This window comes from Halopseudomonas xinjiangensis (assembly GCF_900104945.1).
GTDB lineage: Bacteria > Pseudomonadota > Gammaproteobacteria > Pseudomonadales > Pseudomonadaceae > Halopseudomonas > Halopseudomonas xinjiangensis.
On record NZ_LT629736.1, the window covers coordinates 3,331,098 to 3,348,456 of the forward strand.

The 17,359-nt window shown below is 61.8% G+C and carries 16 protein-coding genes; 12 read left to right on the plus strand and 4 right to left on the minus strand.

Features of this window, described 5'->3' with window-relative positions; translation table 11 throughout:
- Positions 1-3: 3 nt before the first annotated feature.
- Both BLT85_RS15640 and BLT85_RS15645 read right to left on the minus strand, forming a co-directional pair.
- Positions 4-1,350, minus strand: coding sequence for a glutamine synthetase family protein (locus tag BLT85_RS15640; protein ID WP_093396691.1), 1,347 nt, complete (start codon positions 1,348-1,350; stop codon positions 4-6).
- A complete protein-coding gene (locus BLT85_RS15645; RefSeq protein ID WP_093397842.1) occupies positions 1,347-2,111 on the minus strand; it encodes a gamma-glutamyl-gamma-aminobutyrate hydrolase family protein in 765 nt (254 codons plus the stop codon). The genes BLT85_RS15640 and BLT85_RS15645 overlap by 4 nt, the downstream gene beginning before the upstream one ends.
- A gap of 272 nt (positions 2,112-2,383) precedes the next feature.
- Here BLT85_RS15645 and BLT85_RS15650 point away from each other — a divergent pair, with 272 nt between their 5' ends.
- From BLT85_RS15650 to aguA, 6 genes are all read left to right on the plus strand, one after another.
- Entirely contained in the window at positions 2,384-3,808 is a 1,425-nt protein-coding gene (locus BLT85_RS15650) for a glutamine synthetase family protein (protein WP_093396694.1), read from the plus strand.
- 400 nt (positions 3,809-4,208) lie between these two features.
- A complete protein-coding gene (locus BLT85_RS15655) occupies positions 4,209-5,474 on the plus strand; it encodes an NAD(P)/FAD-dependent oxidoreductase (protein ID WP_093396697.1) in 1,266 nt (421 codons plus the stop codon).
- A 13-nt stretch (positions 5,475-5,487) separates the two neighbouring features.
- Positions 5,488-6,120 carry a TetR/AcrR family transcriptional regulator gene (locus tag BLT85_RS15660; RefSeq protein ID WP_157718191.1) on the plus strand — a complete coding sequence of 211 codons (633 nt, stop codon included), beginning with the start codon at positions 5,488-5,490 and terminating at the stop codon, positions 6,118-6,120.
- Positions 6,120-6,905, plus strand: coding sequence for a M90 family metallopeptidase (locus tag BLT85_RS15665; RefSeq protein ID WP_093396703.1), 786 nt, complete (start codon positions 6,120-6,122; stop codon positions 6,903-6,905). The genes BLT85_RS15660 and BLT85_RS15665 overlap by 1 nt, the downstream gene beginning before the upstream one ends.
- Positions 6,906-7,065: 160 nt before the next feature.
- Positions 7,066-7,944 carry an N-carbamoylputrescine amidase gene (gene aguB, locus BLT85_RS15670; RefSeq protein ID WP_093396705.1) on the plus strand — a complete coding sequence of 293 codons (879 nt, stop codon included), beginning with the start codon at positions 7,066-7,068 and terminating at the stop codon, positions 7,942-7,944.
- Positions 7,944-9,041 (plus strand): agmatine deiminase, encoded by a 1,098-nt coding sequence (gene aguA / locus BLT85_RS15675; RefSeq protein ID WP_093396708.1) that lies wholly within the window; start codon positions 7,944-7,946, stop codon positions 9,039-9,041. Before aguB ends, aguA begins: the two co-directional genes overlap by 1 nt.
- A gap of 195 nt (positions 9,042-9,236) precedes the next feature.
- Here the strand turns inward: aguA and BLT85_RS15680 are convergent, their stop codons facing one another.
- On the minus strand, positions 9,237-9,452 hold the full coding sequence (locus tag BLT85_RS15680) for a hypothetical protein (protein ID WP_093396711.1): 216 nt from the start codon (positions 9,450-9,452) through the stop codon (positions 9,237-9,239).
- Between the two features lie 39 nt (positions 9,453-9,491).
- Complete coding sequence (gene argH, locus BLT85_RS15685) at positions 9,492-10,886, minus strand: argininosuccinate lyase (protein ID WP_093396714.1); 1,395 nt, start codon at positions 10,884-10,886, stop codon at positions 9,492-9,494.
- Positions 10,887-11,052: 166 nt separating this feature from the next.
- On the opposite strand from argH, the gene BLT85_RS15690 reads away from it, so the two are divergent.
- The 6 genes from BLT85_RS15690 to BLT85_RS15715 all read left to right on the plus strand — a co-directional run bounded on the left by BLT85_RS15690 (position 11,053) and on the right by BLT85_RS15715 (position 17,341).
- Positions 11,053-12,114, plus strand: a complete 1,062-nt coding sequence (locus tag BLT85_RS15690; RefSeq protein ID WP_093397845.1) for a sensor histidine kinase — start codon at positions 11,053-11,055, stop codon at positions 12,112-12,114.
- A gap of 20 nt (positions 12,115-12,134) precedes the next feature.
- Positions 12,135-12,884 carry a LytR/AlgR family response regulator transcription factor gene (locus BLT85_RS15695; protein ID WP_093396717.1) on the plus strand — a complete coding sequence of 250 codons (750 nt, stop codon included), beginning with the start codon at positions 12,135-12,137 and terminating at the stop codon, positions 12,882-12,884.
- 79 nt (positions 12,885-12,963) lie between these two features.
- Positions 12,964-13,905, plus strand: a complete 942-nt coding sequence (gene hemC, locus BLT85_RS15700; protein WP_093396720.1) for a hydroxymethylbilane synthase — start codon at positions 12,964-12,966, stop codon at positions 13,903-13,905.
- Entirely contained in the window at positions 13,902-14,690 is a 789-nt protein-coding gene (locus BLT85_RS15705) for a uroporphyrinogen-III synthase (protein WP_093396723.1), read from the plus strand. Before hemC ends, BLT85_RS15705 begins: the two co-directional genes overlap by 4 nt.
- The gene (locus BLT85_RS15710) at positions 14,677-16,113 is read left to right on the plus strand and encodes a uroporphyrinogen-III C-methyltransferase (RefSeq protein WP_093396726.1); all 1,437 of its coding nucleotides are present in this window, start codon (positions 14,677-14,679) and stop codon (positions 16,111-16,113) included. The genes BLT85_RS15705 and BLT85_RS15710 overlap by 14 nt, the downstream gene beginning before the upstream one ends.
- Entirely contained in the window at positions 16,106-17,341 is a 1,236-nt protein-coding gene (locus tag BLT85_RS15715) for a heme biosynthesis HemY N-terminal domain-containing protein (protein ID WP_093396729.1), read from the plus strand. Before BLT85_RS15710 ends, BLT85_RS15715 begins: the two co-directional genes overlap by 8 nt.
- Positions 17,342-17,359: the final 18 nt, after the last annotated feature.

Consider the following 17,359-nt stretch of genomic DNA (forward strand, 5'->3'; position numbering starts at 1 on the left):
CAATCAGACGCTCAGCAACAGGAACTCACGTTCCCAGGAGCTGATCACGCGCTTGTAGTTCTCATGCTCGACACGCTTGACCGAGACATACCCGCGGCAGAATTTTTCGCCAAGGATCTCCTGAATATCGTGGCAGGCCTCCATACGCTCCAGCGCCGATTCCAGCGTGAATGGCAGACGCAGGTTGCGACGTTCGTAGGCGCGGCCTTTAACCGGGGCAGACGGCGAAATGCCGCCGACCATGCCGAGGTAGCCACACAGCAGACTGCCGGCGATGGCGATATACGGATTGGCATCCGCGCCCGGCAGGCGGTTTTCCACGCGGCGGTTCTGCGCGTTCGAATCGGGCACGCGCAGGCCGGCGGTACGGTTCTCTTCGCCCCACTCGACGTTCACCGGTGCCGAGGTATCTGGCAGAAAGCGGCGGAACGAGTTGACGTTCGGTGCAAACAGCGGGAGTACCTCGGGGATGTAGCGCTGTAACCCGCCGATGTGATGCAGGAACAGCTCGCTCATGGTGCCGTCGGGGTTGGAGAAGATGTTCTTGCCGGTCTTCTTGTCGACGATGCTCTGGTGCAGGTGCATGGCACTGCCCGGCTCGTTGGTGATCGGCTTGGCCATGAAGGTGGCGGTCATGTCGTGCTTGAGCGCGGCTTCGCGCATGGTGCGCTTGAACACCAGAATCTGGTCGGCCAGATGCAGCGGGTCGCCGTGACGGAAATTGATTTCCATCTGCGCCGTGCCTTCCTCGTGAATCAGCGTGTCCAGGTCCAGACCCTGGGTCTCGCACCAGTCGTACATGTCCTCGAACAGCGGATCGAACTCGTTGGCTGCGTCGATGGAGAACGACTGGCGACCCGTCTCCTGCCGGCCGGAACGACCGATCGGGGGTTGCAAAGGCAGATCCGGGTCTTCGTTGCGGCGGGTCAGGTAAAACTCCATTTCCGGGGCGACGATCGGTTGCCAGCCCTTGTCGGCATACAGCTTCAGCACCTTCTTGAGGATATTGCGCGGCGACATCTCGATCGGGTTGCCCTGCTTGTCGTAGCAGTCATGAATGATCTGCGCGGTCGGCTCGATCGCCCAAGGCACCAAGTAAATGCCGTTTTCGTCCGGCTTGCAGATCATGTCGATGTCGGCAGGGTCGAGCAGCTCGTAGTAGATGTCGTCTTCCACATAGTCGCCGGTAACCGACTGCAGCAGGATGCTTTCGGGTAGGCGCATGCCTTTTTCGGACACGAACTTCATGGTCGGGGCAATCTTGCCCCGCGCGATGCCGGTCAGGTCACTGACCATACATTCGACTTCGGTAATCTTGTGTTCTTTAAGCCAGGATTCGATCTGGTTCATACAGTCCTCGAAGCCGCGCGTGCCCGGCAGGCGTCGCCAAACGCCCTGAAGATCGACAGGTAGAAGGGGTTTTCAGTGACCTTCCACTCCGGATGCCATTGCACGCCCAGCGCAAAATTGCGGGCTTGGTCGACCGAGAAGGCCTCGATCAACCCGTCGGGGGCGGTTGCTTCCGGCCGCAGGCGCGGCGCCAGATGGTCCACTCCCTGTGTATGCAGGGAATTGACCCGGGCCGAACCGCGGCCGGACAGTTCGTAGAGCAGTCCCCCCGGTTCAACCTTGATATCGTGAGCGGGACCGTACTGGATATCCACCGGCTGGCTCTTGTCTTCGCGATGCTCGATGAAGCCAGGCACTTCATAGAGGCGTTGATGCAGGCTGCCACCGAAGGCGACGTTCATCTCCTGGAACCCGCGGCATACGCCAAGCACAGGTACGCCACGCTCGATAGCGGCACGAATCAGCGGCAGGGTAGTGGCGTCGCGCTGAGGATCATGTTGCTTCGGATCAGCGCTGGGAGGGCCAGCATAGTGATGGGGCTCAACATTCGAAGGCGAGCCGGTGAACAGCACGCCGTCGAGCGTATCCAGCAGTTGCTCGCTGGCCAGGCGGTCGCCCAGGGCAGGAATCAACAGAGGAAGACCGTTCGCACCATCCACGACGCCGAGGATGTATTTTTCCCCTACTATATGGAAGGGATGCAGACCGCTCCTGTCGGTGCAGCAGGAAATACCTATCAGAGGTTTGCGCTGAGATGACATGTCCATGGTCTGTGTTGAATAACGTACATGAATTCGATGTTGTTCAATTTTTTACACAATAGCAGTAAAAAATCCCGATTACAAAATCGCAAAAGGCGTGACTTTTCTTGAATCAGTCCGCTTACCGAAGGCCCAAGAATGGCCATATCTGGTGCGCGCTGCACATATATAGTGCATTGTCTGCTCTATTGACTCGCTGAGGCCTTTCGGATTAACTCTCTCACTAGTACTCGCGTGATTGATATATTTTACAAAAAACACAGGTGATACCAATGCAATCCCTAGCCGGCGCGGATACTGCACCGGTCGATGCTGACGCAGCCAAGCCTTCGTCAGGCAGTATCCAGGAAGCCGAGGCGTTTCTCGCCGCGCATCCGGAAATCCACTTTATCGACCTCCTGATAGCCGACATGAACGGCATCGTGCGCGGCAAGCGCATCGACCGCTCGGCTCTGCTCAAGGCTTATGAAAAGGGCATCGCCCTTCCGGCCTCTATCTTCGCACTGAATATTCAGGGCACCACTGTCGAGGAAACCGGGCTCGGCCTTGAGATCGGCGATGCCGATCGCATTTGCCTGCCCATCCCCGACACCCTGAATATCGAGCCCTGGCAAAAGCGCCCGACAGGTCAGCTGTTGATGACCATGTACGAGCTGGATCGCAAGACGCCATTCTTCGCTGATCCGCGCTATGTCCTGCAACGCATTGTAGAGCGTTTCAGCGAGCTCGGCCTGAAACCGGTATCGGCATTCGAGCTCGAGTTCTACCTGATCGACCAGGAAAACCTGACTGGCCGTCCGCAGCCGCCGCGCTCGCCCATGTCAGGCAAGCGGCCCAATTCGGTTCAGGTCTATTCCATGGACGACCTGGACGAGTACGCCGAATTCCTAGAGGACGTCATCGAGGCTGCCCACGAGCAGGACATCCCCGCTGACGCCATCGTCGCCGAGTCTGCCCCTGGCCAGTTCGAAGTCAACCTTCATCACGTGGATGATCCGGTCAAGGCGTGCGACTACAACGTTCTGCTCAAGCGCGTCATCAAGAACGTGGCCTACGACCATGAGATGGACACCACCTTCATGGCCAAGCCCTACTACGATCAAGCCGGTAACGGTATGCACGTGCATATAAGCCTGGTCGATGCGGATGGTCACAATGTCTTCGCTTCCAAACCGGATGGCTCACTGGGTGACATGCTGCGCTGGGCAATCGGCGGCCTGCTCGAGACGCTGCCGCAATACATGGCATTCCTCTGCCCGAACGTGAACTCATACCGCCGCTTCAGTCCGAGTTTCTTCGTGCCTTGTGCACCGACCTGGGGCATCGATAACCGTACCGTGGCCGTGCGTGTGCCCGGCGGGGACGCCGACGCCATGCGCATCGAGCATCGCCTCGCTGGCGCTGACGCCAACCCGTATCTGCTCATGGCCGCGTTGCTTTCTGCGATTCACTACGGCATCAGCAACAAGATCGAGCCGCCACCGCAGACCGAAGGCAACGCCTACGATCAGCACGAGGCGTCGCTGCCGACCAACCTGCGCGATGCACTGCGCGAGCTGGAAACGTCGGAAGTGATGAAGGAGTACATCGGCGAGGAATATCTCGATGTGTTCGTGCTGTGCAAGGAAAGCGAGCTGGAGGAGTTCGAGAAGACCATCTCGGACCTTGAGTACATGTGGTATTTACATACCGTGTAGCTGTTTCGCTTGATCGAAATCCCGCCGTTTGGCGGGATTTTTGTTGGTGTTGTTAGTGAGCTCGGTGTGGGTGCGCGGGTGCGTTAGCCTCGTACGAGACACGCTACTAGCCGTCCATGGGGCTCGACCACGCACATCCCTGTGCGTGGACGGTCTCATACAAGGCTAACGCACCCGCGCACGTGTACATTGTGCGCTCAGCAAACACACCGGGGATCGGTTTTGCTGGGCTTCACGCAGCAGTTACCTGGGCTGGCTCCGTAGCGCTTATGTCGGACCGTCCACGCACAGGGATGTGCGTGGTCGAGCCCCAGGGATGGCTTGCCGCGTGTTCGACATAAGCGCTGCGGAGTCAGCCCATTGCACGCAACTTGCAGCACCCACGGCCAAGGAACAAGCAATGCGCCAAAACGACTCCTGGTACCAGTCCACCGCCAACCCCGCTCCGGCTCATCCGACCTTACACGGTACCGAGCGCGCCGACGTGTGCGTGGTCGGCGGCGGGTTCACGGGCATCTCCGCAGCGCTGGAGCTGGCCGAGGCCGGGCGCCGGGTGATTGTGCTGGAAGCTGAGCGTATCGGTTGGGGCTGCTCGGGGCGCAACGGCGGACAGATCAATCCGGGCCCAGCATGCGACCACTCGGTACTGGTGAGTCAGCTTGGCACGGAGGACGCGCGCAAGGTCTGGGAGCTGACGGTCGCCGGGGTAGAGCTGTTGCGCTGCCGCGTGGCCCGACATCGCATCGAGTGCAACCTGAAATCCGGCATTCTGCTCGTCGCCAACAAGCCGCGGCATGTCGATGAACTGCACGCCTGGCAGGCTTCGCTGCAGGCGTTGGGGTACGACCGGCTGACCTTTCATGACCGGACGTCTTTGACCGGCCTGGTCGCTGCCGATTACCATGCAGGTGTGATGGATGAAGGCGGCGGCGACCTGCATCCGCTCAACTATGTGCTGGGGCTCGGTGACGCTGCCGCCCGGGCAGGCGCACGGGTTTTCGAACAGTCGGCGGTGCTCGACTGGCAGGAGGACGCCGCTGGTGTTGTGGTTCGCACGGCAACCGGACAGGTTCGCGCCGGGCATCTGTTGCTGGCCGGCAACGCCTATGTTGGCGGGTTGCTGCCGTGGCATGCGCGACGCTTCATGCCGATCGGCAGCTACATCGGGGCGACCCGGCCCCTGGGGGCGCTGGCGGAACAGCTGATACCCTCCCGTGCGGCGGTGTGCGACATGAAGCACCTCCTGGATTACTACCGCCTCAGCCATGACAACCGCCTGCTGTTCGGCGGCCGCGCCAGCTCCTACGATGCTCGGCCGGAGCGGATTGAACCTGCGATGCGAAAGCGCATGGCGACGGTGTTTCCGCAGCTGGCCGGGGAACGTTTCGACTTTCTCTGGGGAGGCAAGGTGGCGATGACGCTGAACAAGGCGCCACAGTTCGGCCGCCTCGGTCAGCGTGTGTTGTTCGCCCAGGGCTACTCGGGGCAGGGCGTGGCGTTGTCCGGGCTCGCCGGGCAACTGATGGCGCAAGCCGTGATAGGTCGCAGCGAGGGGTTCGATCTGTTCGCGCGCATGCGCCATGCCCCGGTACCGCCCGGTGCGCCGCTGCATACCGCGATCCGGGCGCTGGCGCTGCTATGGTATCGTCTGCGCGATATTCGCTGACTTCGGATACTTCATGACCGCGCGTAACCCACCGAAACGCCGCGCCAGCAGCCGGGAACGCATCGAGCGCATTCTGGACGCCACCGAGACCCTGCTCGGCGAACAGGGCCTGACCGAGTTGTCGATGTACGCCATAGCCGAGCAGGCACAGATCCCGCCCTCTTCGGTGTATCACTTCTTTCCGCAGGTCGGCGACGTACTGAGCGCGCTGGCCGAACGGGTATTCGTCGAGCTCGACGCATTATTGCAGGAGCAAGCCGAGTTAGCCCACGAAGGCGGCTGGCCGGCATTGGTCGAGCGCATCGAAGCGCGCTTTCAGAGCTACTACCAAGCCAACCCCGCGGCGAGCGAATTGCTGCTCGGGGCGCATGAGCTGGCGGCTGTGCGTCAGGCCGATCGGCAGCATGACCTGCAGCTTGGCCAGCGATTCCGGGAATGCCTGGAAACCCGGTACAGGTTGCCGCATCTTCCCCACGAAGTGGATATCTTCACGCTGGCACTTCAGGCTGCGGACAAGTTGCTGGCGGTCGACTACCAGCAGCATGGCCGCCTCACTCCCCCCATGTGCCGTGAGGCGACTCGTCTGGTAATCGGCTATCTGGGAGTCTATCTGCCTGTCGTTCTACCGCCAGTGGAAGCCCCCTGATGGGGTTGTTCGGCAAGCTATCACAATGGCGCGAAAGTCGGCGCCTGGAGCAGCTCGAAATCCCTGACGCGCTGTGGTTGGAAGCGCTGGGGGATTGGGCCGTCTACCGCCGCTATGCTCCGGACACCCAGGCGCGGCTGCGCGAGCTGGCGCTCCGGTTGGTGCTGCGAAAGCATGTAATAGCTGCGGGTGAGCTCGACATCAGCGACGCGATGCGGCTGCGCATCGCCGGCATGGCGGCAGTGCCAGTGCTGGAGCTGGGCCTGGACTGGTACGACGGCTGGCAGACGCTGATCATTTATGACGGTCCCTTCATCGCCGAGCATAGCTGGCAGGACGAATACGGCATCGTTCACGAGGAGCTCAGCGAACGAAGTGGCGAAGCCTGGTATCGCGGCCCGGTGGTGTTGTCCTGGGAAGATGTACTCGCCTCAGGGCGCAATGGGTTCAACGTCGTGGTGCACGAGCTCTCGCACACACTCGACATGCGCCGAGAGGGCGCCAATGGCGCGCCGCCGCTCCACGCCGGTATGGATCCGGCGGCCTGGAAGCGCGACATGCAGGCCGCATGCGACGATCTGGCCCGGCGCTCGGAAGCAGGCGAAGCTCTGCCGGTCGACGAATATGCGTTGGAAGATCCGGCCGAGTTCTTTGCCGTGTTGTCCGAGACCTTTTTCGAGACACCCGAGGCGCTCAAGGCGGCGTGGCCGACGATTTATCAGCACCTGGCTGACTTCTACCGGCAGGACCCGCTGGCGCAGATCGCTCGCGGCAGTCCTCAGTGATAAGGGCTATCCTGAATTGCACTTATTTCATGGGCTGGCTTGTATTCGACAAATATCGATCTGCCGGAGGGTGCTGAAGCTGTATGCAGATGATCTGCGTTGTAAGGTCGATATTTATCGAGTATAAAGCCGGCATCATTCATTCTTGCAGGAGACTTACATGTCCCGTCTCGTGACCGTCGCAGCCACTCAGATGAGCTGTTCCTGGGATCGCCAGGATAATATCGCCAAGGCCGAACGGCTGGTTCGTCAGGCTGCCAGCCAGGGTGCGCAGATCATCCTTATTCAGGAGCTGTTCGAGACGCCGTACTTCTGCCAGAAGCCGAATCCGGAATACCTACAGTTGGCGACCGAGGTCGACAAAAATCCGGCAATCGCGCATTTCCAGGCGCTGGCGCGAGAGCTGGAAGTTGTGCTGCCTGTCAGCTTTTTTGAGCTGGCCGGACGTTCGCGCTTCAATAGCGTGGCGATTATCGATGCGGACGGCAGAAACCTCGGCACCTATCGCAAGAGTCACATTCCAGACGGCCCGGGGTATCACGAGAAGTACTACTTCAATCCCGGCGATACCGGTTTCAAGGTCTGGAGTACCCGGTATGCCAAGATCGGTGTGGGCATCTGCTGGGATCAGTGGTTCCCCGAGTGTGCCCGGTCCATGGCACTGCAGGGTGCGGAGATTCTGTTCTACCCGACCGCCATCGGCAGCGAACCGCATGATTCGAGCATCACCTCGCGTGACCACTGGCAGCGTGTGCAACAGGGGCATGCCGGTGCGAATCTGATGCCGGTAATAGCGAGCAATCGCATCGGGACAGAGGAGCAGGACGGCTACGACATTACCTTCTATGGCTCCTCGTTCATTGCCGACCAGTTTGGTGCCAAGGTGCAGGAAGCCGGCGAAACCGAAGAAACGGTGCTGGTGCAGGAATTCGATCTGGACCGCATGGAGCACATCCGTAGCGCCTGGGGTGTGTTTCGCGACCGCCGGCCCAACCTGTATGCCCCGATCAAGACGCTCGACGGCAACCTGGAGTCCTGATGTATACCTTGCATAGTACGCCGCGCGCCGATGGCTATCGCATGCCTGCCGAATGGGAACAGCACGGCCAGACCTGGATGGTCTGGCCGGAGCGGCCGGATAACTGGCGTCTCGGCGGCAAGCCGGCGCAAGCCGCGTTCGCCGAGGTGGCCGGGGCCATCGCCAGCTTCGAGCCGGTAACCATTTGTGTGTCACCCGCACAATACTCTAATGCCAGCGCTCAGCTCGACCACCCGGCCATCCGCGTCGTCGAGCTGAGTAGCGACGACGCCTGGGCTCGCGATACCGGTCCGACCTTCGTGATCAACGGACAGGGCGGGATTCGCGGCGTCGACTGGACATTCAACGCTTGGGGCGGCTTCGATGGCGGGCTGTACTGGCCCTGGCAGCGCGATGATCAGGTTGCCGACAAGATACTCAGTCTGGAACGCTGCCCGCGTTACCGTACCGAGGGCTTCGTGCTGGAAGGCGGAGCGATCCACGTCGATGGGGAAGGCACCGTGATCACCACCGAGGAGTGTCTGCTCAACCCGAATCGCAACCCGCACATGGTGCGCGAGGAGATCGAACTCAAGCTCGGCGATTATCTGGGTATCGAAAAAGTCATCTGGTTGCCGAATGGCCTGTTCAATGACGAAACCGACGGCCACGTCGACAATTTCTGCTGCTTCGTCCGGCCGGGCGAAGTGCTGCTGGCCTGGACTGATGACGAAGAGGACCCCAACTACCTGCGCTGTCAGGCCGCCATCCGCGTGTTGCAGGCCAGCCGCGACGCCCAGGGAAGGGAGTTCGTGGTTCACAAGATGCCGATTCCGGGACCGATTCACGCCTCCCCCGAAGAATGCACGGGAATCGACAAGGTCGCCGGCAGCCAGCCGCGGGATCCTTCGATACGCCTGGCCGGTTCCTATGTGAATTTCCTGATCGTCAATGGCGGCATCGTCGCTCCGGCCTTCGATGATCCGAAGGATGACGAGGCGAGGGAGATCCTGCAGCAGCTGTTTCCGGATCGCCGGGTGGTGATGGTGCCGGGCAGGGAGATCCTGCTGGGTGGGGGAAATATTCACTGCATTACGCAGCAGCAGCCGGCAGCGTAGGGATCAAGCTGTGGTGAATAAGCGGTGATGGCAGGAGCGCTGGAACGGCGCTGAGAGTACGCGCGGCTCGGTGCATCCTGCTTCGCGGTCCTGCCCGCTCCTACAGGGGGGGAGCATTTCGGGTAGTGCAGGGAGAGCGATCTGGATAGTGGCGATGCGTGCCCGTACTGGGCGCGAGCGCAGTTTCCGGACGCGTCACGGTTCCGAGGTGGGTTCCGCGTTCTGCGGTGTCGAGCTGCTCGGCTCCTGGGAACGCTGGCTTTCGCGGATCGCTTGCAGGTCGGCGAGTTCGTCCAGCTCACAGACGGTGCATTGCCCGTATTCCGGCTGAATGGTTTCGACGTAGCGTACGCGCCGGCTGGCTGATTGCCGGTCGGCGCTGACGCGATAACGTGGTCGGTCTTCGCTCATCTGAAGCGGCTCCGCTGGGGGATATCCCGTTGGACCCACTCAGCCGCCCAGCAATTCCCTGCCACGCGCTACCGCTGCACGCACCTGAGCCGGCGCCGTACCGCCGATATGGTCTCGCGCATTCACTGAACCTTCCAGGGTCAGCACTTCGAACACGTCCTGCTCGATCTGGTCGCTGAACTGGCGCAGCTCGTCCAGGCTCATGTCCGCCAGGTCCTTGCCGCTGTCCACGCCGTGTTTCACCGCATGGCCAACAATCTCGTGGCAGTCGCGGAACGGCAGTCCCTTGCGTACCAGATAGTCGGCCAGGTCGGTGGCCGTGGAGAACCCGCGACGAGCTGCTTCGCGCATCACCTCGACCTTGGGCTGGATGGCAGGAATCATGTCAGCAAAAGCGCGCAAGCTGTCACGCAGTGTGTCCACGGCATCGAACAGTGGCTCCTTGTCTTCCTGATTGTCCTTGTTGTAGGCCAGCGGCTGGCTCTTCATCAGCGTCAGCAGCCCCATCAGGTGGCCGTATACGCGGCCGCTCTTGCCGCGTACCAGCTCAGGTACATCCGGGTTCTTTTTCTGCGGCATGATCGACGAGCCGGTGCAGAACCGGTCCGGCAGGTCGATGAAGTTGAACTGCGAGCTGGTCCAGAGCACCAGCTCTTCGGAAAAGCGCGACAGGTGCATCATCGCCAGCGCGGCGGCAGCGCAAAATTCGATGGCGAAGTCGCGATCCGACACGCCGTCCAGCGAGTTGCCGGATACGGCTTCGAAGCCCAGCAATTCACAGGTCACGCTGCGATCGATAGGGTAGGTGGTACCGGCCAGCGCGGCGCTGCCCAGCGGCATGCGGTTGACGCGCTTGCGGCAGTCGGCCAGGCGCTCGGCGTCACGCGCGAGCATCTCGAACCAGGCCAGCAGGTGGTGGCCGAAGGTGACCGGTTGCGCGGTCTGCAGATGCGTGAAGCCGGGCATGATCACTTCGGCGTGCTTGTCCGCCTGCTCCAGCAGGCCGCTTTGCAGACGCTTGAGCTCGCCGAGGATGATGTCGATTTCTTCACGGAGCCATAGACGGATGTCAGTGGCGACCTGGTCGTTGCGCGAGCGGCCGGTATGCAGCTTCTTGCCAGTGATGCCGATGCGATCGGTCAGTCGCGCCTCGATGTTCATGTGCACGTCTTCGAGGTCCACGCGCCAATCGAATTCGCCGGCTTCGATCTCGGCCTGGATCTGTTTCAGGCCATCGATGATCTGCTCGCGCTCGGCGTCGCTGAGCACACCGACCTTGGCTAGCATGGTGGCGTGAGCGATCGAGCCCTGAATGTCGTGCTTGTACAGGCGCTTGTCGAAATCCACCGAGGCGGTGAAGCGGGCGACGAAGGCATCGACCGGTTCACTGAACCGTCCGCCCCAGGATTGATTGGTAGTCTTGTCTTGGCTCATGTCGGTGGATCCGTTTGTGCTGGGTGGGCGAATAGCCGGCGTGTTGATGTTGCGGTGGAAAACCGCAAAGCATTTCCACCAGGCGGCGCCGCACGACTCGCTGGAAGCCGCATAGCATACCATTTCCCGCTTGCGCGACGACCGCGCGCTGATCGACACTGCGCCAATGAAGAACGGACTCTGGACACTGCTGAAAAAACCTTACCCCGGGGAAGATTTCTTTCTGCCGGACCTTTGCTCATCGGTCGCGGTATTCACCCTCGTGGTGCTTGCCGAACTGGTGGTACTGCTCTGGGTGCTGGCCCAGCCGGTCGCGGGCGGGTTTGACTGGCTGCAGCTGGCGATGGCGTCGCTCTTCGTGCAGTGGATCGTGCTGCTCTCGGCGGCTCTGCTGTGCCGCCTGCGTCCATGGATGCAGCGCCGGCCGCTGGGTCTGGCGATTGCCGCCTGTTACGCGGTGGTGATTTCGCTGGTGCTGCTGTTCACGGTGCTCGGTGAGTGGGTGTTACACCAGGGCATGCTCGGTGTGCCGCAGCTGGACGGCGAACTGCTGCTTCGCCATGGCCTGATCGCCGCGATCATGACCAGCCTTCTGCTGCGCTACTTCTACCTTCAGCAACAGTGGCAGCGGCAGACCCAGGCCGAGCTCAAGGCGCGGTTGCAGTCGCTGCAATCGCGTATCCGCCCGCATTTTCTGTTCAACAGCCTCAACAGCATCGTCAGTCTGATCGAGTCGGCGCCGGACAAGGCGGAAAACGCAGTGCTCGATCTGGCCGACCTGTTTCGCGCCAATCTGGGGGAAGCCGAAGGCGTGGCGACCTGGGCGGAAGAACGTCGTTTGTGTGAGGGTTACCTGCGTATCGAGCAGTATCGCCTTGGTGACCGTTTGCGTGTGGAATGGGATACGGACGCGCTACCGGCAACCACGCCGATGCCGCTGCTGACGCTGCAGCCGCTGCTCGAGAACGCCATTCTGCACGGGCTGCAGCCCAGCCTGAGTGGTGGTGACATCCTCATTCACGGCGTCTATCGAAGCGGCGTGGTTGAACTGGAAGTCTCCAACAGTTGTCCAGACGTGGTAGATAGCCATCAGGGGGCGCGCATGGCCTTGCAGAACATCCGGGCGCGTCTGGCCGCCTTGTTCGGGCCGCAGGCAAGTGTCGAGGCATGGCGAGACGGCCCGCGCTACTTCAGCAAGCTGGTCTATCCTTGTAGCAAACGTCCATAACCGCAGGAAGTCATTAAGGCATGAAAGTACTGATCGCCGATGATGAACCACTCGCTCGCGAACGCCTGACCAGACTGGTCTCCGCGCTCCCGGGCTACACAGCATTACCGGAGACGGCCAGCAACGGCCAGGAAGTACTCGATATCGTAGCCGAGCAACATCCCGACATTGTCCTGCTGGATATTCGTATGCCGGGCATGGATGGCCTGCAGGCCGCCGCCAAGCTGAGCGAGATGAGCGAGGCGCCGGCGGTGGTGTTCTGTACAGCCCACGGCGAGTATGCGCTCGAAGCCTTTTCCGTGGCCGCCGTCGGCTACCTGCTCAAGCCGGTTCGCAGTGAGGATCTTGCCGAGGCCCTGGCCAAGGCGCAGCGGCTCAACCGCATGCAGCTGGCCAACCTGGGCAAGGCTGGCGTGACCAGCGAGTCCAATCAGGCGCGCAGCCATATCAGTGCCCGGACTCGGCGTGGTGTCGAACTGGTGCCGATTGAGGAAGTGCTCTATTTCATAGCAGACCACAAGTACGTCACGCTGCGACACTGCGAGGGCGAGGTCCTGCTGGACGAGCCGCTCAAGGCGCTGGAGGACGAGTTTGGCGACTACTTCGTCCGGATCCACCGCAACGCCCTGGTTGCCCGCAATCGCATAGAGCGTCTGCAGCGCAGTGCCATGGGGCATTTCCACCTGCATCTGAAAGGCTTGCCGGAGGAAACGCTAACGGTCAGCCGGCGCCATGTGCCTGGGGTACGCAAGCTGATGGATCAGTTGTGATCCACGCTGCGACAGCCGCCCGCGTGGATGCCTGTCAGGGCATGACGTATCATGCGGGCTGGTCCTGAAAGAGAATCCCATGAGTCGACATCTGCGTATTGCCACCCGCAAGAGCTCGCTGGCCCTGTGGCAGGCCGAGTACGTCAAGGCGCGCCTGGAAGAACTCCACCCGCACATCACGGTAAGTCTGGTCCCGATGGTCAGCCGCGGCGACAAGCTGCTCGACTCGCCATTGGCCAAGATCGGCGGCAAGGGTCTGTTCGTCAAAGAGCTCGAAACAGCGATGATGAACGACGAGGCTGACCTCGCGGTGCACTCGATGAAAGACGTGCCGATGAATTTCCCCGATGGTCTGGGGCTGTATGTCATCTGCGAGCGCGAGGATCCGCGCGATGCGTTCGTCTCCAATCGCTACGAAACCGTTGCCAGCATGCCAGCCGGCAGCATCGTCGGGACATCCAGCCTTCGCAGGCAGGCCCAGCTGATGGCCCGTCGGCCGGATCTGACCGTGCACTTCTTGCGTGGCAACGTGAATACCCGCCTGGCGAAGCTCGATGCCGGTGAATATGACGCGATCATTCTTGCTGCCGCCGGGCTCATGCGCCTCGGCTTCCAGGAGCGCATCGGTTATGCCATGGCTCCGGAAGAAAGTCTCCCTGCGGGCGGCCAGGGCGCGGTCGGTATCGAATGCCGGACCGACGATACCGAATTGCACGAGTTGCTCGCTCCGCTGAACGATGTGGATAGCGGCTTGCGGGTCCGCGCCGAGCGCGCGTTGAACCACCGTCTAAATGGCGGATGCCAGGTGCCGATTGCCTGCTATGCCGAACGTGAAGCCGGGCAGATCTGGTTGCGTGGGCTGGTAGGCCAGCCTGACGGCAGCCGACTGATCACCGCCGAGGCGCGTGGGCCGGAGGACGATCCGGAGAAGCTGGGCATCGCGGTGGCCGAGGATCTGCTCTCACAAGGCGCACAGGACATCCTCGATGCGGTCTATCAGGAGGAGGGCGGTGCCCGGTGAGTGGTCGTCGGCTGCTGCTGACGCGTTCGGCCGAGGATAACCGGCGGCTGGCGACCAGGTTGGCGGCAGCGGGCGTTGACACGTTGAACATACCGCTCATCTGCATCGAACCATGCGAAGAGACTTTCGCACAGCGCCAGCAGATGCTCGATCTCGATCGCTATCAGGCGGTGGTGGTAGTCAGCCCTGTCGCGGCGCGGCAAGGGCTCGAGCGGCTCGATCGGTACTGGCCTCAGGCTCCATCAGACATTGAATGGTTGGCGGTGGGTGCAACGACGGCTTCGGTGTTGTCCGAATACGGACTGCCTGTGTGCAGACCCGACGACGGCCAGGATAGTGAAGCGCTGCTGCGTCTGCCGATCTGGCAACAGCTGCTTGCAGTACCCAATCTGAAGGTGTTGATCTGGCGAGGGGTAGGTGGGCGCGAGCACATTGCCGAGACGGTGCGGGGCGCCGGCGGCCAGGTCGACTATCTTGAATTGTACAGGCGTACACAGCCGGCCGGGTTGGGTGACCAATTGTTGGCAGCATCCGGGCAAGGCGTACAAGGTATTCTCATCAGCAGTGGCCAGGCGCTCGAACACTGGCACGACGCTGCTGCGCAGCAATGGACCGCCCAGCGACACTGGCGGTGCCTGGTACCCAGCCAGCGGGTTGCCAAGCGCGCCGCAGAGCTGGGCTGCACTGACATTGTGGTTTGTGATGGAGCGGATGACGCGGCAGTTCTGGCTGCCATCGCCGCGCATCCGTTGACGCAACAAGGGGAACAGCGTGGAACCGACTGACAAGAACAAGCCGAAGGGTCCTATCGACACCGCCAGCGATCAGGCGACCGCCAAGGCTGGTACCGATCCGGTTGCAGAGCTGGGCGGCTCCGAGCAATCCCGAAGCGACGCTGATTCCAGCGCCGCCAAGGTGGCGGGAGCGAGTTCTTCTTCTGACTCCGGTTCAGCTGCTGCCAGCGCGGGTAAAAAGCCGGATTCAGCCGCGGCGACAAAGGATGCGGGTAGTGGTAGCAGCCGGGCCACTGCACCTGATGCAAAAAACGCGTCCGCATCGAAAACCGGAACCGGAACCGGAACCGGAACCGGAACCGGAACTGGTACTGGTACTGGTACTGGTACTGGTACTGGTACTGGCTCCGGCGGAAGCAAGCCGCCTGGCCGCCCAGCCAAGTCGTCTTCGTCCGGCGGCCGGGGGCTTGCCTCGCTGGCGCTGCTCATCGCCCTCGCGGCCGGAGGGCTGAGCCTATGGCAGTGGTATCAAAGCCAGGCGGCTGAAGACGGGCGTGATGCGGCGCTGCAGGAGCGGCTAGAGCAACTAGAACAGGATCAGCGCCAGGCCAGCGAAACCCAGGCGCAGCGTCTGGAAGACGTGCCTCGCGCCGAGCAGCTGGAAGAAACCCGCCGGCTGGTTGATGATTTGCAGCGCAGCCAGCAGCAGCTGCGCAACCGCTTGGAAGAGCAGGGTGATACCCGCACCGACTGGAAGCTTGCCGAGGCCGAGTATCTGCTGCGGCTCGCGTCGCTGAGACTGATGGCCGCTCAGGATGTTCGCTCGGCCAGTGAAATGCTCGAAGCCGTCGATCAGATCATGCGCGACCAGCCCGATAGCGGAGTATTCGCTGTGCGGGAAGCTCTGGCGCGCGTTCAGTCGGAGCTCAGCGCCCTGCCAGATGTCGACCGCGCCGGTATCTACCTGCGTCTGGCCGCTTTGCACGACAAGGTCGACCGCCTGGTTGCACTGCCTGTCCCCGAGTTCGAGCCCGGCTCGGCTGCCGCCGAGGAAGAGCCCGCAGCGGATAGCACATGGGCCGACCGCGTGTTGTCGCGTCTCGAGCGTTACATCCGGGTTGATTTCAAGCGCGGCAAGGTCATTACCCCGCTGATGGATGAAGCCGAGATGCAGCGAATTCATCGCACTCTCCAGCTGACCATCGAACAGGCGCAGTGGGCTGCGCTGCGTGGGGAAGGCGAGGTCTACCGTAGCAGCCTCGAGCGAGCCAACGAGATCCTCGAGCAATTATTCGAAGGAGACAACCAGCAGGTACAGGCGATGCGCCAGCAATTTTCCACGCTCGCCGAGCGTCAGGTAAGCGTGACGCCGCCGGATCTCGCACCGGTTCAGCGTGCGCTGAACGAGTATATGCAGAACAGAGGCCAGTCTTCCGGCGGCGACCAGCAGGACCAGGAGACGGCGAATGAATAAAAGCTATATCGCTATCCTCATCGTTCTGCTGGCCTCCGCTCTATTGGGGATGGCCATAGCAGAGGACCCCGGATATCTGCTGATCGCCTGGCGCAACATGTCGGTCGAGACCAGTATCTGGGTTGGTCTCGCCGTTCTCATCGGCCTGTGGCTGTTGTTCATGCTTGTTCGTGGGCTGATTCGCCTGCTTCGCGTTTCGGGGCGGAAGGTTAACCCATGGTCCCGGCACAACCGTGGTCGCCGCGCCAGTTCGGCGGCCACACGTGGGCTGCTGGAGTTCGCCGAAGGGCACTGGAGTCAGGCGCTGCGCTTGCTGAAGCGATCGGCGCCGCACGCCGAGCAGCCCTTGATCAACTATCTCGCTGCGGCGCGCGCGGCGCATGAGCTGGAAGATTACGGCGAGTCCGACAGCCTGTTGCGTGAAGCTCACGACACGACGCCCAAGGCGGACGTTGCCATTGCGGTGACGCAGGCTCAGTTGCAGATCGCCCGCGGCCAGCATGAGCAGGCACTCGCCACCCTGACCCGGCTGCGCAAGGATCATCCCAAGCATCTTTATGCACTGAAGCTGATGAGTCAGTTATACGTGCGGCTGGAGGACTGGCCGCGCCTGCAGCAGATGCTGCCTGAGCTGCGCAAGCACAAGGTACTGGGCGAAGCAGAGCAGCAGGTGCTCGAGCATCAGGTATATCTCGCGCTGCTCGCTCAGGCTGGTCAGCGCGCGCTGCAATTCGACCCGCCGCAGCCTGACCCCATCAACGGTGTCTGGAACCAGGTGCCAAAGGCAATGCGTCATGATCCGACTCTGGTCGAGGCTTATTGCCTGCAGCTGCGCGGTATGGGTGCGCAGGAGCTTGCCGAGCAGACCTTGCGCGCTGAGCTCAAGCAGCACTTCAATGACCGTCTGGTGCATCACTACGGGCTGGTGCAGGGCAAGGACCCCGCCAAGCAGCTGAGCACCGCCGAGCAGTGGCTGGGCGAGCATCCGCATGACGCCACGTTGCTGCTGGCGCTGGGCAGGTTGAGCCTGCGCAATAGTCTGTGGGGGAAAGCTCGCGAATACTTCGAGGCGAGCTTCGCCAGCAAGCGGGATATTCAGACGTGTGCCGAACTGGTTCGGTTGCTCGAGCATATGGACGAGCATCAGGCTAGCGAAGCCATGTTGCGCCAGGGCTTCGCCCTGATGGTGCACGACCTGCCTGCGTTGCCGATGCCTGACAAGCGCTGAAGCCAGGCAAGCCCCTCG